Annotated in this window: 22 protein-coding genes; 1 reads left to right on the top strand and 21 read right to left on the bottom strand. The window is 73.4% G+C overall.

What is annotated here, in order from left to right:
- Nucleotides 1-11: 11 nt before the first annotated feature.
- From C6361_RS28130 to hisD, 6 genes are all read right to left on the bottom strand, one after another.
- The gene (locus C6361_RS28130; protein WP_107269555.1) at nt 12-338 is read right to left on the bottom strand and encodes a hypothetical protein; all 327 of its coding nucleotides are present in this window, start codon (nt 336-338) and stop codon (nt 12-14) included.
- Nucleotides 339-393: 55 nt separating this feature from the next.
- The gene (gene hisH, locus C6361_RS28135; protein ID WP_107271231.1) at nt 394-1,014 is read right to left on the bottom strand and encodes an imidazole glycerol phosphate synthase subunit HisH; all 621 of its coding nucleotides are present in this window, start codon (nt 1,012-1,014) and stop codon (nt 394-396) included.
- Between the two features lie 17 nt (nt 1,015-1,031).
- Nucleotides 1,032-1,205 (bottom strand): hypothetical protein, encoded by a 174-nt coding sequence (locus C6361_RS37705; RefSeq protein ID WP_199853107.1) that lies wholly within the window; start codon nt 1,203-1,205, stop codon nt 1,032-1,034.
- Nucleotides 1,205-1,816: an imidazoleglycerol-phosphate dehydratase HisB gene (gene hisB, locus C6361_RS28140; RefSeq protein WP_107269556.1), complete on the bottom strand. Its 612-nt coding sequence runs from the start codon at nt 1,814-1,816 to the stop codon at nt 1,205-1,207. Before hisB ends, C6361_RS37705 begins: the two co-directional genes overlap by 1 nt.
- A gap of 71 nt (nt 1,817-1,887) precedes the next feature.
- Nucleotides 1,888-3,036, bottom strand: a complete 1,149-nt coding sequence (locus C6361_RS28145) for a histidinol-phosphate transaminase (RefSeq protein WP_107269557.1) — start codon at nt 3,034-3,036, stop codon at nt 1,888-1,890.
- Nucleotides 3,033-4,367: a histidinol dehydrogenase gene (gene hisD / locus C6361_RS28150; RefSeq protein WP_107269558.1), complete on the bottom strand. Its 1,335-nt coding sequence runs from the start codon at nt 4,365-4,367 to the stop codon at nt 3,033-3,035. The genes C6361_RS28145 and hisD overlap by 4 nt, the downstream gene beginning before the upstream one ends.
- Before the next feature lie 236 nt (nt 4,368-4,603).
- On the opposite strand from hisD, the gene C6361_RS28155 reads away from it, so the two are divergent.
- A complete protein-coding gene (locus C6361_RS28155; protein WP_107261351.1) occupies nt 4,604-5,359 on the top strand; it encodes an LON peptidase substrate-binding domain-containing protein in 756 nt (251 codons plus the stop codon).
- Here C6361_RS28155 and C6361_RS28160 read toward each other — a convergent pair.
- The 15 genes from C6361_RS28160 to ftsZ all read right to left on the bottom strand — a co-directional run bounded on the left by C6361_RS28160 (nt 5,274) and on the right by ftsZ (nt 22,420).
- Nucleotides 5,274-6,035, bottom strand: coding sequence for a DUF2567 domain-containing protein (locus tag C6361_RS28160; RefSeq protein ID WP_107271232.1), 762 nt, complete (start codon nt 6,033-6,035; stop codon nt 5,274-5,276). The two genes, C6361_RS28155 and C6361_RS28160, sit on opposite strands and share 86 nt — an antisense overlap.
- 360 nt (nt 6,036-6,395) lie before the next feature.
- A complete protein-coding gene (gene dnaE, locus C6361_RS28165; RefSeq protein ID WP_107269559.1) occupies nt 6,396-9,932 on the bottom strand; it encodes a DNA polymerase III subunit alpha in 3,537 nt (1,178 codons plus the stop codon).
- A gap of 328 nt (nt 9,933-10,260) precedes the next feature.
- On the bottom strand, nt 10,261-11,976 hold the full coding sequence (locus C6361_RS28170) for an AAA family ATPase (protein WP_107269560.1): 1,716 nt from the start codon (nt 11,974-11,976) through the stop codon (nt 10,261-10,263).
- Nucleotides 11,977-12,110: 134 nt separating this feature from the next.
- Nucleotides 12,111-13,241, bottom strand: coding sequence for a hypothetical protein (locus tag C6361_RS28175; protein WP_107269561.1), 1,131 nt, complete (start codon nt 13,239-13,241; stop codon nt 12,111-12,113).
- Between the two features lie 37 nt (nt 13,242-13,278).
- A complete protein-coding gene (locus tag C6361_RS28180; protein WP_107264294.1) occupies nt 13,279-14,157 on the bottom strand; it encodes an RluA family pseudouridine synthase in 879 nt (292 codons plus the stop codon).
- 77 nt (nt 14,158-14,234) lie between these two features.
- Nucleotides 14,235-14,894 (bottom strand): signal peptidase II, encoded by a 660-nt coding sequence (lspA, locus tag C6361_RS28185; protein ID WP_107269562.1) that lies wholly within the window; start codon nt 14,892-14,894, stop codon nt 14,235-14,237.
- Nucleotides 14,895-14,930: 36 nt separating this feature from the next.
- Nucleotides 14,931-15,350, bottom strand: coding sequence for a TraR/DksA C4-type zinc finger protein (locus C6361_RS28190; RefSeq protein ID WP_101367140.1), 420 nt, complete (start codon nt 15,348-15,350; stop codon nt 14,931-14,933).
- Nucleotides 15,351-15,781: 431 nt separating this feature from the next.
- A complete protein-coding gene (locus C6361_RS28195; protein ID WP_107271233.1) occupies nt 15,782-17,284 on the bottom strand; it encodes a potassium/proton antiporter in 1,503 nt (500 codons plus the stop codon).
- Between the two features lie 25 nt (nt 17,285-17,309).
- Nucleotides 17,310-17,615 (bottom strand): DUF167 domain-containing protein, encoded by a 306-nt coding sequence (locus C6361_RS28200; RefSeq protein ID WP_234359059.1) that lies wholly within the window; start codon nt 17,613-17,615, stop codon nt 17,310-17,312.
- Between the two features lie 61 nt (nt 17,616-17,676).
- Nucleotides 17,677-18,399: a hypothetical protein gene (locus C6361_RS28205; protein ID WP_107269564.1), complete on the bottom strand. Its 723-nt coding sequence runs from the start codon at nt 18,397-18,399 to the stop codon at nt 17,677-17,679.
- 73 nt (nt 18,400-18,472) lie between these two features.
- Nucleotides 18,473-19,282, bottom strand: coding sequence for a DivIVA domain-containing protein (locus C6361_RS28210; protein ID WP_101367143.1), 810 nt, complete (start codon nt 19,280-19,282; stop codon nt 18,473-18,475).
- 52 nt (nt 19,283-19,334) lie between these two features.
- Complete coding sequence (locus C6361_RS28215) at nt 19,335-19,631, bottom strand: YggT family protein (protein WP_107264297.1); 297 nt, start codon at nt 19,629-19,631, stop codon at nt 19,335-19,337.
- Between the two features lie 29 nt (nt 19,632-19,660).
- Nucleotides 19,661-20,371, bottom strand: a complete 711-nt coding sequence (locus C6361_RS28220; RefSeq protein ID WP_107269565.1) for a cell division protein SepF — start codon at nt 20,369-20,371, stop codon at nt 19,661-19,663.
- Between the two features lie 193 nt (nt 20,372-20,564).
- Nucleotides 20,565-21,314, bottom strand: coding sequence for a YggS family pyridoxal phosphate-dependent enzyme (locus C6361_RS28225; protein WP_107269566.1), 750 nt, complete (start codon nt 21,312-21,314; stop codon nt 20,565-20,567).
- Nucleotides 21,315-21,322: 8 nt separating this feature from the next.
- Entirely contained in the window at nt 21,323-22,420 is a 1,098-nt protein-coding gene (ftsZ, locus tag C6361_RS28230) for a cell division protein FtsZ (protein ID WP_107261368.1), read from the bottom strand.
- Nucleotides 22,421-22,506 lie beyond the last annotated feature (86 nt).

A 22,506-nucleotide genomic window follows, 5' to 3' on the forward strand; every position in this document is an offset into this window, starting at 1 on the left:
ACGGTGGTGGCTCAGGTCCGGCGGCCCAGCGCGATCACCACGACCGCCGGCAGTACCAGCAGCAGCAGCGCGATCAGGAGAAGCCGCAGCGCGAGGTCGTCGACGAGCAGCCAGATGACGATCACCGCCGCCACGGAGAGTACGACCACTCCGGCCCGCTCACCCCGGCTGCGCCGCGCGAACAACCGCCCGGTACGCCGGTCCGGCAGTCGCGGGGCGAGCCGGCGCAGCAGGGTACGGCGGCGTTGCCGGCGGGCGACCCGACGGGCCCGGACGGCGCGTTCCCGTTCCGCCTCGGCGAGCCGTACCGCGCGGCGGCGGGCCCGTTCCTTGCTCACCGGGCGACCCCCGCCCCGGCACGGCACCTCGGGACGGCCCCGGTCCGGGGCGCGGTCACAGCGTGGCCAGCCAGTTGCGCAGCAGGATCCGACCGGCCTCGGCGGACTTCTCGGGATGGAACTGGGCGGCCGACAGCGGGCCGCGCTCCACCGCAGCCACGAACCGTCCACCGTGCTCGGCGGTGGTCGGCAGCGCACCGGAGGCGGTCAGGGCGGCCGCGTCGGTCGGGGCGTAGGAGTGCACGAAGTAGAAGCGGGCGTCGGCCGGCAGCCCGGTGAAGAGCCGGGACTCCGGCGGTGCGGCGACGGTGTTCCAGCCCATGTGCGGCACCCGCCGGGCGGCCAGCCCGGTCACCCCGCCGGGCAGCAGCCCGAGCCCCTTGGTGACGAGGCCGTGCTCCTCGCCGTACTCGAAAAGGATCTGCATGCCGACGCAGATGCCCAGCACCGGGCGGCCCGCCGCGACCCGCTCGGCGATCACCGGCCCGGCCCGCAGCGCCTCGATCCCGGCCATGCAGGCGGCGAAGGCGCCGACCCCGGGCACCACCAGACCGTCGGCGGCGGCCGCCGCGTCGAGGTCGTCGGTGACCGTCACCTCGGCGCCGGCCCGGGCCACCGCCCGCTGCGCGGAGCGGAGGTTGCCGGAGCCGTAGTCCAGCACCACCACCCGGGGCAGCGCCGGCACCTCGGCGGTCATCCGCCCTCTCCGGGTACGAGCCAGAGCACGCCACCGGCGGTGGCGAGCAGGGCGAGCAGGCCGACGATCCAGAGCACCCGCTGCGGTGCGCCCTGGCGGTGCAGCGACCAGGCGCCACCGATCAGCACGCCACCCAGCGCGAAGAGCGCCACCGGCAGGACGACGTCCATCAGAGCAGCCCCTTGGTGCTCGGCACCGCGCCGGCCGACCGGGGATCGATCGCCACCGCCTCGCGCAGCGCCCGGGCGACCGCCTTGAACTGCGCCTCCACCACGTGGTGCGCGTCGGGGTGCCCGCCGGGCCGGGCGGCCCGGAGCACCGAGACGTGCAGGGTCAGCCGGGCGGACTGGCCGAAGGACTCCCAGATGTGCCGGGTCATGCTGGTCGGATAGACCGGCCCGATGTACGGGGCGAGCGCCGGCTCGTCGTGCACGACGTAAGGCCGGCCGGAGAGGTCGACGGCGGCCCGGACCAGCACCTCGTCCATCGGGATCGTGGCCGACCCGTACCGCCGGATGCCGATCTTGTTGCCGAGGGCCTGGTCGAACGCGGTACCGAGGGCCAGCGAGGTGTCCTCGATGGTGTGGTGCGCGTCGATCTCCAGGTCGCCGACCGTGTGCACGGTCAGGTCGAAACCGCCGTGCCGGGCGATCTGGTGCAGCATGTGGTCGTAGAAGCCGACCCCGGTGGTGATGTCGGCCTGTCCGGAGCCGTCGAGATCCAGCTCGACGAGCACCTTGGTCTCGGCCGTGGTCCGCTCGACCCGGGCGGTTCTGCTCACGGTAGGACCTTTCGCTGTCCGGGGCGGCCGACCGGTTGCCCGGCTCGGCCGACCTGCTGTTCGGTAACGCATCACGCCGTCCCGGAGCCGGTCGGCGCCGCGCCCGAGCCGGCCGGACCCAGGCCGGAGCCGGTCGGTTCGGAGCCGGTCGGCACCGATTCTAGGGCCCGGAAGAAGGCATCGGTCTCCTGCGGCGTGCCGGCGGTGACCCGCAGCCAGCCGGGCAGCCCGACGTCGCGGACGAGTACCCCGTGCTCGAGCAGCGCCCGCCAGGCGACCCGCTGGTCGCCGCCGACGGAGAAGAGCACGAAGTTGGCGTCGCTGTCGGCGACCGTCCGGCCGGCCGCGCGCAGGCCGGCCACGATCCGGTCCCGCTGCTCCTTGATCGCCTCGACGGTGCCGAGCAGCCGGTCACGGTGGGCCAGGGCGGCCCGGGCGGCGGCCTGGGTGAGCGCCGAGAGGTGGTAGGGCAGCCGGACGAGCTGCACCGCGTCCACCACCGCCGGATCGGCGGCGAGGTAGCCGAGCCGGCCACCGGCGAAGCCGAAGGCCTTGCTCATGGTCCGGGTCACCACCAGCCGGGGGTGGCCGGGCAGCAGGGCCAGCGCGGTCGGGGTGCCGGGGCGGGCGAACTCGGCGTACGCCTCGTCCACCACCACCATCCCGGGCGCCTCGGCCAGCACCGCGTCCAGCACCGCCGGGTCCAGCGCGGTGCCGGTCGGGTTGTTCGGCGAGCAGAGGAAGACCAGATCGGGCCGGTGCTCGCGGACCTGCGCGACGGCGTCGGCGGCGGTCAGCCCGAAATCGGCGTCCCGCCGGCCGTCCCGCCACGTGGTACCGGTGCCGGTGGCGAGCAGCGGATGCATCGAGTACGCCGGGGTGAAGCCGAGCGCCGTCCGCCCCGGCCCGCCGAAGACCTGGAGCAGTTGCTGCTGGACCTCGTTGGAGCCGTTCGCCGCCCAGACGTTGGCGGTGCCGAGCCCGTGCCCGAGATAGTCGGCGAGGTCGGCCCGGAGCGCCACCGCGTCCCGGTCGGGATAGCGGTTCAGGTCCCGCAGCTCGGCCGCGACCGCCTTGCCTATCGCCTCCACCACCGGCTCCGGCAGCGGGTACGAGTTCTCGTTGGTGTTCAGCCGCACCGGCACGTCGAGCTGCGGCGCACCGTACGGGCTGCGCCCGCGCAGGTCGTCCCGGATCGGCAGGTCGGCGAGCGAGGTCACGTCGTCGCCCCGTCGGTGCGCTCCGGGAACCGGACCCGCACCGCCTGGCCGTGCGCGGGCAGGTCCTCCACGCCGGCCAGCGTCACCACGTGCGGGGCGGTCTCCCGCAGTGCCGCCTCGTCGTACTCCACGATGTGGATGCCGCGCAGGAAGGACTGCACCGACAGTCCCGAGGAGTGCCGGGCGCAGCCGCCGGTCGGCAGCACGTGGTTGGAGCCGGCGCAGTAGTCGCCGAGCGACACCGGCGCGTACGGGCCGACGAAGATCGCCCCGGCGTTGCGTACCCGCATCGCCCAGGCGCGGGCGTCCCGGGTCTGGATCTCCAGGTGCTCGGCGGCGTAGAGGTCGACCACCCGCAGCCCCGCCTCCAGGTCGTCGACCAGCACCGCACCGCTCTGCGGCCCGCCGAGCGCGGTGCCGATCCGGTCGGCGTGCTTGGCCTCGGGCACCTGCCGGCGCAGCTCCCGGTCGACCGCCTCGACCAGCTCCACCGAGGGCGTGACCAGCACGCTCGCGGCCAGCGGGTCGTGCTCGGCCTGGCTGATCAGGTCGGCCGCCACGTGCACCGGGTCGGCCGTCTCGTCGGCGAGTACGGCGATCTCGGTCGGGCCGGCCTCGGCGTCGATCCCGACCACGCCCCGGAGCAGCCGCTTGGCGGCGGTGACCCAGATGTTGCCCGGTCCGGTGATCATGTCGACCGGCTCGCACCGGGTCTGCCCGTCGGCGTCCGTGTCCGCCCCGTACGCCAGCATGGCGACCGCCTGGGCGCCGCCGACCGCGTACACCTCGTCGACGCCGAGCAGCGCGCACGCGGCCAGCACCCGGGCGTCGGGCAGGCCGCCGTTCTCCTGCTGCGGCGGGCTCGCCACCACCAGCGAGCGGACGCCGGCCGCCTGGGCCGGCACCACGTTCATCACCACGGTCGACGGATACATCGCGAGGCCGCCGGGGACGTAGAGCCCGACCCGGTCGACCGGGACCCAGCGCTCGGTGACGGTGCCGCCCGGCACCACCTCGGTGGTCACGTCGGCCCGCCGCTGGTCGGCGTGCACCCGGCGGGCCCGGTCGATCGCCTCGACCAGCGCGGCCCGGACCTCCGGCTCCAGCGTCGACTCGGCCTCGGTGATCGTCTCGGCCGGCACCCGGAACCGGTCCAGCCGCAGGCCGTCGAGCCGATGGGTGGCGTCCTGGATCGCCGCGAAACCATGCTCGCGGACCGCCTCCACGATCGGGCGGATCTTCTCCACCGCCACGGAGACGTCGAGCTGGGCACGGGGCAGCAGCGGGCGTGGATCACGCCAACCGCCGCGCAGGTCGATCCGGTTCAACACCCTTGGCAGTCTATTCGGCACCCACCGATCGGTCCGCGTCCGCCCAGCCGGCGGGACGGTGACCCGGGCCACCCGGTCGGGGACACCGGACACGCCCGGCGCGGCAGCGGCTCCACGCCGGGCGGCGCGACCCGGTACCAGCGGTGCCGGACGGACCGGTCGAGCGGGCCGACCGGCGGCAGGATCTCCCCGGGCGGGGCGGTTCGCCGCCGGTGCCGACGGGCTAGGCTCGGACGGTGGACGCGCGGCTGCCGGTGTTTCCGCTCGGGACGGTGCTCTTTCCCGGCCTGGTCCTGCCGTTGCACATTTTCGAGGCGCGCTATCTCGACCTGATGCGGCACCTGCGCGGCCTGCCGGAGGGCACGCCCCGGGAGTTCGGCGTGGTCGCCATCCGCAGCGGCGGGTCGGCGTCGGTCTCCGCCGGCCCCGAACCGGAGTCCCGGACCGGGCCGGAGTCGCGGCCGGGCCAGCCGGAGCTGACCGACCGGCGCCCGGACGGTTCGCCGGTCACCCTGCACGACGTCGGCTGCACCGCCGAGCTACGGCAGGTCACCGAGCTGCCGGACGGCCGGCTCGACATCGTCACCGTCGGCCGTCGGCGGTTCCGGATCGCCCGCGTCGAGGCAGGCAGCACGCCGTACCTGACCGCCGAGGTGGAGTGGCTGCCCGAGCCGGTCGGGCAGGAGCAGCTCGCCGACCTGCTGGCACCCCGGGTGCTCGCGGTCTTCCGGCGCTATCTCACGCTGGTCCGGGACGATCCCGAGGAGCTTTCCGAGCAGTTGCCGGACGACCCCACCGTGCTGTCGCACCTGGTCGCCGCGACCGCCGCGCTCACCCTCACCGACCGGCAGCGGCTGCTGGCGACGCCGGACACCGCCGGCCGGCTGAGTGCGGAACTCCGGCTGCTCAATCGCGAGGCGGCTCTGCTGCGCCAGGTACGGGCGGTGCCGGTGCCACTGGCGGAGCTGGCGGTACCGGCAAGTCCCAACTGACCGGCCGGGATGCCGGCTCGGCCTCGGGCCGGAACACCGGCTCGGCCTCCGGCCGCAGTCCGGGGTAACGGGACCAGCCGGCCAGCAGGGTGTACATCACCGCCGCGCCGAACGCCGGCACCAGCAGGTCCCCGATGGCCGGGACGAACCCGAGCAGCAGGTCGTACTGCCCGCCGTACAGGTCCGGTGGCTTGCTGAACGTCGCCCCGGGCGGGGCGCTGGCCAGCAGCCGCTCGTAGCCGGAGAGGCCGATCTGCCGACCGAGCTGCCAGGCGAGTACGGCGGCGCCGAGCATGCCGAGCACCGTCACCAGCATGCCGACCGGCCCCCGGTGGCGGCGCAGCAGCAGCCACATCGCGATCGCGGCCAGCACGCCCAGGCCGAACCCGAGCACGCTGAACCAGCCGTCGGCGGCGATGAACTCCTCCGGCTGCGGCGCCGCCAGCAGCGCACCGTCCTCGGTCTGCACCACCGGCACACCGGGCGACACGGCCGACCAGAGCAGGCCGAACGGAACTCCCAACAGGATCAGCGCCAGCAGCACGGCGACGTTGGCCGCCGCGCCCCGGAGCAGCCGGCGGGCCGGTTCACTCCCGGCCGGCGGCGCAGCGGTCGGATCCGCCGGGACCGGCCAGCTGCCGTTCGCGGCGGCCGGATCCGGGCCGGGTCGGGTCAGCGGGTCCGGGGTCGCACCGGCCGGCGTACCCGGGTCGGTCCGGCCCGGCGCGTCCGTGACCGGTCCGCCGGGCGCGCCCGGCGCTGTCCCGGCCGGTACGCCGTGCGGCGGGCCCGGCGCCGCCGCCGGAGCAGGTGCCGGCGGTACGACGGGACCGCCGTGGTCGCCGTCGCCGAGCGGGCCGTCGGAAGGGGAGGTTGCCGGACTCACGAGATGATCCTCTCAGGCCCGGCCGCCCTCCGGAGGCCCGACCCGGAGTTGCCCGCTCCCACCGCGACGGCCGGCGAGACGTCCCCGCTCGGAGCGCCGGCCGACCAGGCAGCCGGCTCCGGTCGCGGTGCACGAGCACGCCGGCCCCGGTCAGCCCGCGACGGCGCTCGGTCCGAGCAGCGCCTTGAGGTCGGCCATCAGCGCGGTGGTGGGAGCCACCCGGAGCGGGCTGAGCCGCAGCAGGGTGGCCCGGGAGCCGTTGACCAGCTTGACGTGCACCTCGGCCGAGCCGGGATGGCTGGCCAGCACCTCGCGGAGCCGCTCCACCAGCGGCGGCGTGCAGCGGGACGGCGGCAGGGCCAGCACCACCGGCTTGACCTCGTCCGGTGCGGTGATGTCGGGCATCGACAGGTCCATCGCCATCAGCCGGGGCTGGTCGTCGCGGCGGTCGATCCGGCCCTTGACCACCACGATCGCGTCCTCGGCGATGTACTGCCCGACCAGTTCGTAGGTGTTCGGGAAGAAGAGCACCTCGACCGCGCCGCCGAGATCCTCCAGGGTCGCCGAGGCCCATGCCCGGCCCTGCTTGGTGATCCGGCGCTGCACCCCGGAGAGGATGCCGGCCAGGTTGACCACCTGCCCGTCGGCGACCCCGCCCTCCTCGGCCAGCGCCGAGATGGACATGTCGGCGGCGGCGGCGAGCACGTGCTCGACGCCGAAGAGCGGATGGTCGGAGACGTAGAGGCCGAGCATCTCGCGTTCGAAGGTGAGCAGGTCGGTCTTGTCCCACTCGCCGGTCGGGATCGGCGGGGTCACCACCATGCCGCCGCCCCCGCCGTCGTCCCCGCCGCCGAACGCGTCGCCGAAGAGGTCGTACTGGCCGACCGCCTCGTTGCGCTTGAGTGCGATGAACGAGTCGATCGCGTCGGTGTGTACGGCGAGCAGCCCCTTGCGGGTGTGCCCGAGCGAGTCGAACGCACCCGCCTTGATCAGCGATTCGACGGTCTTCTTGTTGCAGGCCACCGCGTCGACCTTGCGCAGGTAGTCGTAGAAGTCGGTGAAGTTGCCCTTCTCCTTGCGGGACCGGCGGATCGACTCGACCACGTTCGCGCCGACGTTGCGGACGGCGGCCAGCCCGAACCGGATGTCCTGGCCGACGGCGGCGAACCGGGCGTTGGACTCGTTGACGTCCGGCGGCAGCACCTTGATGCCCATCCGCCGGCACTCGGCCAGGTAGACCGCCGACTTGTCCTTGTCGTCGCCGACGGAGGTGAGCAGCGCGCTCATGTACTCCGCCGGATAATTCGCCTTCAGGTAGGCGGTCCAGTAGGAGACGACGCCGTACGCCGCGCTGTGCGCCTTGTTGAACGCGTAGTCGGAGAACGGGACCAGGATGTCCCAGAGCGTCTTGATCGCCGCGTCGCTGTAGCCGTTGTCCTTCATGCCGGCGGCGAACGGCGCGAACTCCTTGTCGAGGATCTCCTTCTTCTTCTTGCCCATCGCCCGGCGCAGCAGGTCGGCCTTGCCGAGCGAGTAGCCGGCCACCTTCTGGGCGATCGCCATGACCTGCTCCTGGTAGACGATCAGCCCGTAGGTGTCGCCGAGGATCTCCGCGAGGGAGTCGGCGAGTTCGGGGTGGATCGGTACCACCGGCTTGCGGTTGTTCTTGCGGTCGGCGTACTCGTTGTGCGCGTTGGCGCCCATCGGACCGGGCCGGTAGAGCGCGCCGACCGCCGAGATGTCCTCGAAGTTGTCCGGCGCCATCGAGCGCAGCAGCGCCCGCATCGGACCGCCGTCGAACTGGAACACCCCGAGGGTGTCACCCCGGCCGAGCAGGGCGTACGTCGCCTTGTCGTCCAGCGGCAGGTCCTCCAGCACCAGGTCCTCGCCCCGGTTCTCCCGGATCGCCTCCAGCGCGTCGTCCATGATGGTCAGGTTGCGCAGGCCCAGGAAGTCCATCTTGAGCAGGCCGATGGTCTCGCAGGCACCCATGTCCCACTGGGTGATGATCGAGCCGTCCTGCTCGCGCTTCTGGATCGGCAGCACGTCGACCAGCGGATCCCGGGACAGGATCACCCCGGCCGCGTGCACCCCCCACTGCCGCTTCAGCCCCTCCAGGCCCTTGGCGGTGTCGACGACCTTGCGTACCTCGCCGTCGCCGTCGTAGAGCTGCCGGAACTCGGCCGCCTCGGGATAGCGCGGGTGGCCCGGGTCGAAGATGCCGCCGAGCGGGATGTCCTTGCCCATCACCGCCGGGGGCATCGCCTTGGTGATCCGGTCGCCCATCGCGAACGGGTACCCGAGGACCCGGGCCGCGTCCTTGATCGCCGCCTTCGCCTTGATCGTGCCGTACGTGATGATCTGGGCGACCCGCTCCTCGCCGTACTTCTCGGTGGCGTAGCGGATCATGTCGCCGCGCCTACGCTCGTCGAAGTCCATGTCGATGTCGGGCATCGAGACACGGTCGGGGTTGAGGAACCGCTCGAAGAGCAGGCCGTGCGCCATCGGGTCCAGCTCGGTGATGCCGAGCGCGTACGCGATCAGGGCGCCCGCCGCCGAACCACGCCCCGGCCCGACCCGGATCCCCTCCCGCTTGGCGTACGCGACCAGGTCGGCGACGACCAGGAAGTAGCCCGGGAAGCCCATCTTGAGGATCACGTCGAGCTCGTACTCGGCCTGCCGCCGACGGTCCTCCGGCACCCCGCCCGGGAAGCGCCGCTCCAGCCCGCGCATCACCTCCTTGCGCAGGAAGGTCTCCTCGGTCTCCCCCGCCGGCACCGGGAACTGCGGCATCAGGTTGCGCGGCGCGAAGAGCTCGGAGTAGTCGCCGATCCGCTCCGCGATCTCCAGCGTGCTGTCGCAGGCCCCCGGCACCTCCGAGTCCCAGAGCGCGCGCATCTCGGCCGCCGACTTCAGGTAGAAGTCCCGGGCGTCGAACTTGAACCGCTTCGGGTCGGCCAGCGTCGAGCCGGACTGCACGCAGAGCAGCACCTCGTGCGCGTCCGCGTCCTTCTCGTAGGTGTAGTGCAGGTCGTTGGTGGCCACCGGCTTCAGGTTGAGCTTCTTGCCCAGCCGGATCAGGTCCTGCCGGATCCGGGTCTCGATGTCGAGCCCGTGATCCATCACCTCCAGGTAGTAGTTCTCCGCCCCGAAGATGTCCCGGAACTCCGCCGCCGACTCGCACGCCTTGTCGAAGTTCCCGATCCGCAGCCAGGTCTGCACCTCGCCCGACGGGCAGCCGGTGGTGGCGATGATCCCCTTGCCGTACTGGTGCAGCAGCTCCCGGTCGGCCCGCGGCTTGAAGTAGTAGCCCTCCAGGCTGGCCCGGGACTGCATCCGGAACAGGTTGCGCAGCCCGTCGGCGTCCCCGGCCAGCATGGTCATGTGGGTGTAGGCGCCACCGCCGGAGACGTCGTTCTCGCCGCCGTCGGCCCAGCGGACCCGGGTCCGCTCCCGCCGGTCGGTCCCCGGCGTGAGGTACATCTCGCTGCCGATGATCGGCTTCACCCCGGCGGCCGTGGCCTGCTTGTGGAAGTCGTACGCGCCGAAGAGGTTGCCGTGGTCGGTCATCGCCAGCGCCGGCATGCCCAGCCGGTTGGTCTCGGCGAACAACTCCTTGAGCCGGGCCGCCCCGTCGAGCATCGAATACTCGGTGTGCACGTGCAGGTGCACGAACGAGTCAGACACCCAGGGCCCCCTTCCCTCACGCGGCTGCCGGCCGGCACGCCGACGACAGCTCGACGGCGGTGGCCGGTCACCCAGCGACGCATCCCCCAACGGCACCACGCAGCGCCTGGCGAGCGCGGGCCGGACGGCACGATCCGTGCCCCGACGGCAGGGCGCGTACCCCGACGCGCGACCGCCGGTCCCCGAGCCTAGTCCCAGGGCGGCGCGGTCTCCAGGCTTGACACCCGCCCGGGCGAGCTGTCCCACATTCCGCCCCCGGGTGTGTCGTCCGACCGGTTCGTCCCGGCCGAACGGGGCGGTCGCGACGCCGATGCGGCAGCGCGCCGGGTCAGCGGGCGAACGGCTCCAGCATCATCGACGCCGCCTGGAGCCAGGCGTCCCGGGTCTCCTGGGCGAGCTGGGCGTACTCGATCGACGAGCCGGTCTCCAGCGCCGGGTCGTACGGCACCACCGCCACCGCGCGGGTCCGGGTGGCGAAGTGCCGCTTCAGGTCGTCGAGCAGCGGCGAGCGGCCCGGCGTCGGGCAGGAGAGCAGGGTGACCGCGTTGTCGGCCAGCTCGCCCATCCCGATGTCGTGCAGCAGGTCGAGCATCCAGTCGGCGGTGAAGGCGGCGTCCTCCCGGGGCACCGTGGTGACCACCAGCTGGTCGGCCGCGCGCAGCACCGTCTGCCAGTTGGAACTCTCCACGTTGTTGCCGGTGTCCACACAGATCACGTCGTGGGTGCGGCGGAGCAGCTCCAGCACCCGCCGGACGGTGTGCTGGTCGAGGCGCTGGGCGAACCGGGGGCTCTCCTCGCCGGCCAGCACGTCGTACGAGCCGTCGGAGGCGTGCCGGAGATAGTCGTCGAGCCGTTCGATCAGCTGGGTACTCGGCAGCGCCTCGATCTCGATCAGGTCGGCGACCAGATGCCGGATCGTCCGGGCGTGCCGGGCGCTGCCGGCCCGCAGGCCGAGGGTGCCGCGCAGTTCGTTGTCGTCCCAGGCGAGCACGCCACGGCCGCGTACGCTGCCCACCGTCGCCGCGCCGAGCACCGTCGCGGTGGTCTTGTGCACGCCGCCCTTCGGGTTGGCGAAGGCGACCACCCGGGGTGAGCCGAGGTCGCGGCGCAGCACGTTGCGGGCGCGTTCCACCTCGGGGTCGGCCGACCGCTGCTGCCGGGTCGGGTAGGGGTCGATGGTGGCCCGCCGGGACACCGGGGCGTAGCCGACGTCCACCGCCGGATAGCCGGCGGGCGGCGCCGGTGCCGGGCCGGACGGCGGGACTACCGACGGGACGACGGGCGGGGCGACGGCCGGCGGCGGAGTCACCGGCGGCGGGGCCAGCGAGTTGCGCGGTGCCGGGACCGACCGGCCGGTGGCGGGAGGCGGCAGCGGCCGCTGCGCCGGGGGCGGGTCGGTGCGCCGGACCGCGGGCGGCGGGCTGGGCAGGGCCGGTCGCGGTGCCGGCACCACCGGCGGCGGAGGCTGGTAGCCGCTGCCGAGCGCCGCGTAGCGGGACTCGCCGGCGAAGTCCGGTCCCGCCGGCTCCGGCCGGTACGGCTCCACCGGCTCGGGGCGGTAACCGGGGTCGGGCCGGTAGCCGCCGGGCGGATAGCCGGGCTCCCGCCGGTCGGTGCCGGGCCGGTAGTCCGGGCCGGGCCGGTAACCCGGCTCGGCGGGATGCCCCGGGCCGGGGCGGTACCCGGGCTCGGCCGGGCGTCCGGGACCGAAGCCGGGATCGGGCCGGTAGCCCTCCTCCAGGGCGGCGTAGCGGGACTCCCCCGGATGACCGGCGCCGCCGTAACCGGGGGCGGCCGGATAACCGGGCCCGGCCGGATAGCCGGGGGCCGGCGGGCGGGGGTCGGGCTCCGGCCTGCCGGGGTAGCCGTTGCCGGCGTACCGACCGGTGGCCTGACCGCCCTCGGCGGGCGGCTCCGGCCCGCCTCGTTCGTCGAGAACCTGCTGCTCGTCGGTGCGACCGCCGTGCAGGGCCCGGTCGAGCAGCGCCCGCCAACGCGGCGCTGATTCCGCCGGCCGGCCCCAGCCGGTCTCGGTGCCGTCCACGGCTCGCCCTCCCAGCACCATCGGTCCCCGCCCTGACAGGCTACGAAGCAAACCCTATTCGGGCCACCTGTGCCAGCGCACCACCGCCGTCGGCGTGCCCGCCGTCGACCAGACGTCCATCGTGCCGCCCACCGTCACGCCCCGCCGCTCGCCCCGGTGGTGGGCGGGTCGGCCGGCGGCGCCTCGGCCGGCGGCCGGTCCGACGGTATCTCGGCCGAGGGCGACTCGGTCGCCGGGTCCGGCTCCGGCGGAAGGTCGTCGACCGGAGAGTCCACCGTGGGCGGCGGCTCCGTCGCACCCGGACCGGCCGGGCCGGCGGTCCCGGTGGCCGGCGGGTCGACGGGCGGATCGGCCGCCGGGCGGGCCGAGGTCGACGGGGCGAGCGGGTCCGCCTCCGGCGCATCCTCGGCGCCCGGGCCACCGGTCCCGTCGGCGTGGGTGGCCGGCAGGCTCGCGTCGGCGGGCGGCCGGGCCACGTCGGCCTGCTCGGGCAGGGGCGGGGTGAAGACGGTACGGTCCAGCCGGCGTACCTCCGGTGCCGGGTCGACGGCCCGTACCTCCGGTCGGGCGGCGATCCGCTCCAGTGCGGCCGGTTCGCCCCGCACCACGGCGGCGTAGACGCACGAGCACCCGGCCCGGTACGCGGTCGCCTCCTCGTCGGCGACCCGGGCGCCGCTGGAGTAGTACCGGCGCAGTTCCCGCTCCCCGGCACCGTCGCCGGTGACCCCGGCGGCCCGCTCCTGGTAGTCCCGGGCCTCCTGCTCCTTGCGGGCCGCGACCTCCGACATCCCGGCGACCACGTCGTCCGGGACGCGCAGCGCCGGGATGCGGACGATCTCGGTCTGGGTGCCGGGGCGCCACAGCCGGGCGAAGACCTCCGAGACACCGATCCCGGTCAGCACCGGGGTCAACCGGTCCGGCGCCAGGTAGGCCGACATCGTGACCAGGGCGTACGTCGGCTGGGCCGGCTCGGAGGCGCCGGCCGCGACCAGCGAGCGCAGCTCTCCCCGGGTCGCCTCCAGATAGCCGGGGATCGACTCGCCCTGCATCACCCCGACCCGGGTCACCTCGCCGACGGTCTGGTCGCCGGCCGGCCGCCGGTCCGCCGCCCAGACCGCGGTGACCAGTACGGCCGCCGAGCAGAGCAGCGCCACCGTGGTCAGCAGGCGGAGCCGGAGCCGGCCGTGCCCGAGCCGGGCCATGCCCCGGGCCAGGGGCGGCAACAGTCGGCTGTCCAACTGTCGCAACAGGTCGCCGAGGCGCACGGACGAACTCCCTCGTCGGGTGATCCCTGCCGGTCGGTCAGTCGCGCAGGATGCGGAGTGCAACTTCCAGGTCGTCAGGGTAGTCGCTGACGAACCGGACCTGCTCGGCCGTCCGGGGGTGCGCGAAGGCCAACTCGCGGGCGTGCAGCCACTGTCGGGTGAGCTTGAGCCGGGCCGCCAGGGTGGGATCGGCGCCGTATGTCAGATCACCGACACAGGGGTGCCGCAGGGTGGAGAGGTGCACCCGGATCTGGTGGGTACGCCCGGTCTCCAGCCGTACGTCGAGCAGGCTCGCCGCCGGGAACGCCTCCAGGGTGTCGTAGTGGGTGATGCTCGGCTTGCCGCCGGCCACCACCGCCCAGCGGTAGTCGTGGCTCGGGTGCCGGTCGATCGGCGCGTCGACGGTGCCGCGCAGCGGGTCGAGGTGACCCTGCACCACCGCGTGGTAGCGCTTCTCCACCTCGCGGGCCTTGAACGCCCGCTTCAGCAGGCTGTACGCCTGCTCGCTCTTGGCCACCACCATCACGCCGGTGGTGCCGACGTCCAGCCGGTGCACGACGCCCTGCCGCTCGGCCGCGCCGCTGGTCGCGATGGTGTGCCCGAGCGCGGCCAGCCCGCCGATCACCGTCGGGCCGGTCCAGCCGGGGCTCGGGTGCGCCGCCACCCCGACCGGCTTGTCGACCACCACGATGTCGTCGTCGGCGTAGACGACCCGGAGTCCGGGCACCGTCTCGGGGATGACGGTCGGCGCGACGGGTGGCGCGGGGAGCACCACCTCCAGCCAGGAGCCGGCCGAGACCCGGTCGGACTTGGGCCGGGCGGCACCGTCGACGAGGGCGTCGCCGGCCTCGACCAGGGCCGCCGCCACGGTGCGGGAGAGGCCGAAGAGCCGGGAGACCGCCTGGTCCAGCCGCATGCCGTCCAGGCCGTCGGGTACCGGCAGGGAGCGGCGGTCGCCGGCGGGCCGCAGCGGGCCGGCGTCGGAGATGGAGGTCACGACAGGTCCCGTCGCTCGGTCTCGGACTCGGACTCGGTGTCGGCGCCCTTGGGCCGGGAGCGCAGCCGGGTGCCGTCCCGCTGCCGACCGGTCAGTTCCAGCAGTACCGCCAGGACGACGCCGCTGACCAGGGCGCTGTCCGCCAGGTTGAAGATCGGCCAGACCCGACCGTACGGGTCGAAGAGGCTGACCATGTCGACCACGTGTCCGACGAAGACGCCGGGGGCCCGGAAGATCCGGTCGGTCAGGTTGCCGAGCGCGCCGCCGAGGACCAGGCCGAGCGAGATCGCCCAGGGCAGTGAGCGGAGCCGGACCGCCATCCAGCCGATCCAGCCGATCACCCCGGCGGTGACCAGCGGGAAAACCCAGGTGTGGTCGGAGGCGAGGCTGAACGCCGCCCCGCTGTTGCGGGTCAGGGTGAGGTAGACCGCGCCGCCGAGCAGGCGTACCGGGTCACGGTCGGTCAGGGCCTCCAGGGCGAGGTGCTTCGTGCCGAGATCGGCGAGCCAGGCCAGTACGGCGGTGGCCAGCAGTACCGTGACGGCCACCCGCCGGGCCCGCCCCGGTGCGGGCGCCTCCGACCCGGACCCGGTCGCCCGGGTCTGCGCGGTCGGCTCGTCGTCGGTGGTCGTCCGCTCGTCGTCGATGTTCAGCAGGAGTCCCTTTCCGTCAGCTTCACCGCCCGGTGGGGCTCACCGGCGTTCCTCCAACTGCTTGCACGAGACGCACAGCGTGGCGGAGGGGAACGCGGCGAGCCGCTCCACCGGGATCGGGTTGCCGCACCGCTCGCACCAGCCGTAGCTGCCCTCGTCAAGCCGCTCCAGGGCCCGCTCCACCTGTGTGATGCGTTCCAGGATGCTGTTGGCGAGGGAGATCTCCTGCTCCCGCTCGAACGTCTTGGTGCCGGTGTCGGCCTGGTCGTCCCCGGCCGAGTCGGTCAACCGGTCGCGCTGCAGCTCGGTGATCTCGCTCAGCGTCTGATCGTACTCGGCACGGAGTTCGTCCCGGCGGGCCGCCAGCGCGGCACGGATCTTCTCGGTCTCCGCGGCGCTGCGCGACGTCTTCGGGGCCGACTTGCGCCCGGCGGTCCTGGTCTCTGCTGGCTTAGCCATCGTCGCTCCCTCGGCCGCGGACTCCGCGGCGATCGGCCGTGCCTGGACAGGAACCTCCGACGCTCCCGTGACGGTCCGGCGGGTCCTGCGCGGTCCGGTCGCTACGGCGGGCGCGACCGGTGGGGTGCTGCCGGCGGGCTCCACCGCCGCCGGGTCCCGGAGGCGCCGGACGTCGACGCCGCGCGGCGGTGCGGGGCTGCCGGGCCGGGTCCGGCGTGGGCGACAAACCGGACTTTCCGGATGTCTCGCCTCCGACCCTCGCCCGTCCGACCACGACGTCCCCCATTGCAAAAACGGGCGCGCGGCGGGACGCCGCGCACTCCGGAGGTTGGCAAGAATACGGAACGTACAGACGTCCGACAACATGCCGCACCGATGTTACCGATTTCAACCCGTAATAATCCGCAAACCGGGCAAAGGGAACAATAACACTATTTGCCGCGATCGTCGCCGGACTCCCCAAACCACCGGGCCAGTCGACCGCGCCGGTTCACCGCCCGGAGCCGGCGCTCCACCTCGTCCCGGACCCGGGCGGTCGCCACGATCAACAAGCTGTCCCCGACCTTCAGCCGGGTGTCCGGCCCGGGCACGAACCCGACCCCGTCCCGGGAGACCAGGGTGACCGAGGCACCCACCGGCAACCGCAGCTCGTCCAGGTGCACGCCGACCAGCCGCGAGCCCGGCGGGATCTCCAACTGCAACAGGTCCGCCTGCATCCGCTCCAGTGGAGCGGTCTCCACCCGCAGCTCGGTCAACTCGGCCGGGGCGATGATCCCGAACCGGCGAGCCACCGGGGCGAGGGTGCCGGCCTGCACCAGAGTGAAGATCACCACCAGTACGAAGACGGTGTCGAAGAGCAGGTCGGCGCCGGGCAGCCCCTCGGAGAGCGGAATGGTGGCGAGCACGATCGGCACCGCCCCGCGCAGTCCGGCCCAGGACAGGAACGCCTGCTCCCGCAGCCCCACCCGGAACCCGGCCACGCTGACCAGTACCGACAGCGGCCGGGCCAGGAAGGTCAGGGCCAGCCCGGTCACCACGGCCGGCCAGAGCGCGTCCTCCAGCCGGCCCGGCGAACTGAGCAGGCCGAGCAGCACGAAGAGGCCGATCTGGGCCAGCCAGGCCAGCCCGTCGGCGAAGCCGAGAATCGCCTGCCGGTGCGGCAACCGCGAATTGCCCAGCACCACCCCGGCGACGTAGACCGCGATGAAGCCGGAGGCGTGCAACACGGTCGCCACCCCGTACGCCAGCACGGTGAGGCCGACCGCCGCGATCGGATAGAGCCCGGAGGAGGGCAGGGCGGCCCGGCGCAACGTCCAGCGCCCGAGCATTCCCACCCCGAAGCCGAGTACGGCGCCGACGGCGAGCTCGTAGCAGACCAGCAGCACCTCGTACCACCAGACGTGCCCGGCCAGCGACGAGGTGGAGAGGAGCACCACCAGCAGTACCACCGGGGCGTCGTTCATCCCCGACTCGGCCTCCAGGGTGGTCACCAGCCGGCGCGGCAGCCGCAGCCAGCGCAGCGTGGCGAAGACCGCCGCCGCGTCGGTGGAGGAGAGCACCGCCCCGTAGAGCAGTGCGAGCCGCCAGTCCAGCCCGAGCAGGGCGTGCACCACCACCCCGACCACCCCGATGCTGACCACCACGCCGACGGTGGCCAGCGTGACGGAGATGCCGAGCACGGGTCGCAGGGTGCTCCACCGGGCGGTCAGGCCACCCTCGGCGATGATCACGATCAGCGCGCAGAAGCCGAGTGCCCGGGTCAGCTCGGCGTCGTCGAACCGGATGCCGAGGCCGGACTCGCCGATCGCCACCCCGATGGCGAGATAGACCAACAGGCTCGGCACGCCGAGCCGGGTCGAGAGCCGGACAGCGCCGACGGCGACGAGCAGTACCGCCGCGCCGATCAGCAGGGCGACGTCGAGCCGATCGGTCACGGCCGCCACGCACGCGGCCGGGGCCTCACCGTGCCGGTCCGTCGCGCAGTTGGCGCAGCCGCGCGTCGAGGTCGGGATCGGCCCCGTCGACCAGGAAGAGCTTGTCGCGGCTGGCAGCGCCGGTACGCAGGCGCACCGCCGCCGGCCGCAGCCGGAGCGCCTCGGCGAGCGCCCGCCGGGCCGCCTCGGTGGCCCGGCCGTCGGCCGCCGGTGGATGTACCGCGATCACCAGCGCGGGTCCGTACGGGCCGTCGAACCGGCCGCCGACCCGGGCCCGGGACGCCCCGGGCTTGACCCGGACCGCGACGGTCAGCACCGCCGGCCCGGTCACCGCCTCGACACCGGAACCCTCCGCGCCGCCGGCACGCGACGGCCGCGCCGGCGCCCCACCGTCAGGCCCGGGGCGCATCGGTGAGCAGGGCCGTGGCCGGCTCGCAATGCCCGCACGGGGTGAAGCCGAGCTCCACCGCCTCGCTCACCGGAAGCGGTTCGCTCTCCCGACCGGCGAGGTGTGCACAGTCGGCGAGGTGGTAGCGCGGCCGGCCGTCGACCACGTACACGTCGTCGAGCAGGGCGGCGACCAACGCGGCGTCGGCCTCGGAGACCGGCTGGGGTGCCGGCTCGTCCGCCGGGACGTCGTCGTCCGGCTCGCCCTGCCCGACCGGGCCCGCCACGGTCGGCTCCGACGCGCCGGCCGGTTGCCGCCAGCCGGTGTCGTCGTCGGCGCCGGCCCGGGTGGCCTGGGCCGGAACCGTGGCCTCCACCGGCTCGGTCAGCACCGAACCGCTCTCGGCGAACGGGTCGGTCGCGTCGCTGCCGCCGAGGCGTGGATCGTGCGGTGCCATCCGGGTGCTGGTCGGTGGCCGGCGACGGCGCGGTTCGTCCCCGTCGCCGCCGCCACGCGCGGCCAGCCCGTCGTCATCGGGCCCGTCCGGGGCGAAGCCGCTGGCCACGCCCCGCTCCCCGGCCGCCTGCCGGGCGCCGACCACCAGCGCGACGGCGGCCAGCAGGCTGACCGCGATCGAGCTGATCAGCAGCCCGCTCGACCCGCTCGCCAGGCCGAGCACGAGCAGCGCGACGGCGGCGAGGATGAGCACCAGACTGCCGACTATCACGGCTCACCCCCGACGCATCGGTTCCGGTTGTCGTACGGCGTCCTGACGTACCACGCTGGTCCCCGTCGGGGGATCAGCGCCCGGTCTCGAGTGCGCCGGAGCGCCCGCTCCCGCCGTACGAGTTCGCCAGGCCCGCGGTGGCGAGGCCGGGGGTGCTGCCGCCGGACCGATTGCCGTCGGTCCGGGTCATCTCCACCTCAAGGCCCTGGCCACGCCCGTCGAGGTCCCGCAACTGGCTCTCCAGGTACGCCTTGAGCCGGGTGCGGTACTCGCGCTCGAACTGCTTGAGCTCCTCGATGTGCTTCTGCAAGGCGGTGCGCTTGGCGTCCAGCCCGCCCATCGCCTCCTGGTGCCGCTGGCGGGCGTCCCGCTCCAGCGCGTCGGCCTTGGCCCGCGCCTCACGGGTGACCTCCTCGGCCTTGGTGCGGGCCTCGGAGAGGAGCTGGTCCGCCTCGCGGCGCGCGTCGGAGACGTGGTCGTCCGCCGTGCGCTGCGCCATCATCAGCACCCGGAGCGCCTGCTGCTCCCCGTCGCCGCCGCCGACCGCCGGGCCGCCCTGGGCCCGGACCTGCTCCAGCTCGGCCTGCATCGCCCGGGCGGCCTGCTCGGCCGCGGCCTTGTCGCGCTGCACCCGGTCGAGCTGGGCCTTGACGTCGTTGAGCTCGGCGGCCAGCCGTGGGTCGGGGCCCGGGCCGGCTGGTGCGCCGCCACGGCCACCGCGCTCCACCTGGGCGCGCAGCTCGTTGTTCTCCTCGATCAGACGGGCGAGCTCACGCTCGACCTCGTCCAGAAACGCGTCGACTTCCTCCTCGTCATACCCCCGCTTGCCGATAGGCGGCTTCTTGAAGGCGACGTTGTGCACGTCGGCCGGGGTCAGCGGCATCGAAACTCCTCGGGTCAGTTGCGGCCGCGCGGCACGCCGGTCACCAGGTTGTTCAACTGAAGATCAACGGCCTTAACACGAACTCCATCAGCACGAACAGGATAACCAGGAGCACAAGGGAGGCCAGGTCGATGCTCACGGTACCAATTCGCAATGGAGGGATCACACGCCTCAACGCCTTGAGAGGCGGATCAGTGACGCTCCACACCGACTCCATTCCTGCCGACGCCCCCCGGCTCGGCTGCCAGCGGCGACCGTACTGGAGGACGGCACTTAGGACAAACCGGGCCAAAAGCACCAGGAGGAAGACGTAGAGAATCAGGTAGAGGACCTGAAACAGGATGGGCAGAAACACGGCAGGCGGATCCCTCGGTCGGGCTAGCTCAGGCTGAAAAACCCACCCTCAGCGATCTTGGCCTTGTCCTCCGCGGTGACCTGGACGTTAGCCGGTGAGAGTAGGAACACCCGGTTGGTCACGCGCTCGATCGTACCGCGCAGCCCGAACGCCAGACCGGCGGCGAAATCGACCAATCGGCGGGCATCGGCCTCGTCCATCTCGGTGAGGTTGATGATCACCGGGACGCCGTCCCGGAAGTGCTCGCCGATGGTGCGACCCTCGCGATAGGTGGTGACGTGCAGCGTCGTGATCTGGTAGCGCTGCTCCGGCTGCTCCACCGGCACGGGCCGCTCCCGCAACTGGGCCTGCGGGGCGAGCGCGAGATTGTCCCGGGTCTGGTACGTCAACGCGCTGGACGGCTCGGTGCCGCTCGGCCGGCTGATCGACCGCACGCTCGATCGCTCCGCGCGCTCGGTCCGCTCCGGACGGTCACCGTCGACGCGGTCACGGTCGTGCTCGACGGAGCGGCCGACGTTGCGCTCGGCGAGCCGGGTCCGCTCACCGGCCCGGGGCCGGGGCGGCGGCGCCTCGTCCTGCTCCTCGTCCTCGTCGGCGAACTCGTCGGCGTACCGGCTCTGCCGGTAACGCGACTCGCGGTAGCCACTCTTCTCGTAGCCACCGTCGTCGTAGGCCCGCTCGTCGTCCTCCTCGACGAGCCCGAGCCAGACCCCCGCCTTGCGCAGTGCACCCATCCCGCGCCCCTCCGTCCGCCGTGCGACACACACCCCCCGTGCCGTGCCCCTGTCACGCGCGTGAACACTGCAGTGCCCACCGGCCCGAGACGGCAACCCCTGGCACGACCGTGAAACCGGTCTCACCCCGACCCCCGCCAGTGGGGATGTCGCCTCAAACAACACTGATGTAGTTTGGTGTCCGGTTATCAGGCTACCGCAGCGTGCTACGCATTCCGAGCAACGCGCTGCCGATCCGCACATGTGTCGCGCCGTGCGCGATCGCCGCCTCCAGGTCACCACTCATCCCGGCCGAGACCGCGACCGCCTCCGGATATCCGGCCCGCAGCCTGGCGGCGACCTCGGCCAACCTGGCGAAGGCCGGCTCCGGATCCGCACCGAGCGGGGCCACCGCCATCACCCCGGCCAGCCGCAGCCGGTCCGACCCGGCCACCGCCGCCGCGACCTGGTCGACTCCGCGGTCCGGGTCGTCACCGCCGACCAGCGCACCGCCCCGGTCGGCGGCACCGTCCAGGTTGACCTGCACCAGCACCTCCAGCGGGTGCTCCCGGTGCCGCGCCGCCGCGTCGGCGAGGGCGCCGGCCAGCCGTACGCTGTCCACCGAGTGCACCAGGTCGGCGTACCGGACGACGGAGCGGGCCTTGTTGCGCTGAAGCTGCCCGACGAAGTGCCACCGCACCCGGGCACCGGTCGCCGCCACCTCGGCCGCCTTCGGTGCCGCCTCCTGGTCGCGGTTCTCCCCCACGTCACGCACGCCGAGCCCGGCCAGCAGCGCCACGTCGGAGGCCGGATAGGTCTTGGTCACCGCGACCATGGTGACGTCGGCCGGATCCCGCCCCGCCGACGAGCAGGCGGCGTCGATCCGGGAACGTACCCGGGCCAGGTTGGCCGCGAGTTCTGCCCGGCGCTCGTCGTCCGGCGCCGGGAGGGGTGGTTCGGTCATCTGGCGGCTCAGGAACCGTTCTTGAGGAAGTCCGGCACGTCCACGTCGTCGAAGAGCACCCGACGCGGGGCCTGCACCGGCGGCGGAGGGGGCGGCGAGACCGGCGCGACGGCCGGCGGGCTGACCTTGCGGGCCTGCTCCACCGGCTTGTACGCCGGAGTGCCACCGTCGAAGCCCGCCGCGATCACGGTGACCCGGACCTCGTCGCCGAGGGCGTCGTCGATCACGGCACCGAAGATGATGTTCGCGTCCGGGTGGGCGGCGTCGGTGACCAGTTGCGCCGCGTCGTTGATCTCGAAGAGGCCGAGGTCGGAGCCGCCCGCGATGGAGAGCAGCACGCCCCGGGCACCGTCCATGCTCTGCTCCAGCAGCGGGCTGGAGATGGCCGCCTCGGCCGCCTCCACCGCCCGGTTGTCACCCCGGGCGCTGCCGATGCCCATCAGCGCGCTGCCGGCGCCGCTCATCACGCTCTTGACGTCGGCGAAGTCCAGGTTGATCAGACCCGGCGTGGTGATCAGGTCGGTGATCCCCTGCACACCGGAGAGCAGCACCTGGTCGGCCTGCCGGAACGCGTCCATCATGCTGATGCCGCGGTCGCCGAGGGCGAGCAGCCGGTCGTTCGGGATGACGATCAGGGTGTCGCACTGGTTGCGCAGCTCGTCGATGCCGGCCTCGGCCTGCACCTGCCGGCGCTTGCCCTCGAACGAGAACGGCCGGGTCACCACACCGATGGTGAGCGCGCCGAGCTTGCGGGCGATGTTCGCCACCACGGGCGCGCCGCCGGTACCCGTGCCGCCGCCCTCGCCGCAGGTCACGAAGACCATGTCGGCGCCCTTGAGCACCTCCTCGATCTCGTCGCGGTGGTCCTCGGCGGCGTTCTTGCCGACGTCCGGGTTGGCGCCGGCACCCAGCCCCCGGGTCAGTTCCCGGCCGACGTCGAGCTTGACGTCGGCGTCACTCATCAGCAGGGCCTGTGCATCGGTGTTGATCGCGATGAACTCGACGCCCTTGAGCCCGACCTCGATCATCCGGTTGACGGCGTTGACGCCGCCGCCGCCGATGCCGACGACCTTGATGACCGCCAGGTAGTTGTGCGGAGGTGTCATCGCCGGTCCTTTCCTTCGATCTCGGCGGCCGCTACCCCGCCCGGCGATCCGGCCGGAGCGAGGCCGACAACCATTCGGTACGAGGA

Source organism: Plantactinospora sp. BC1 (genome assembly GCF_003030345.1).
Classification (GTDB): Bacteria; Actinomycetota; Actinomycetes; order Mycobacteriales; family Micromonosporaceae; genus Plantactinospora.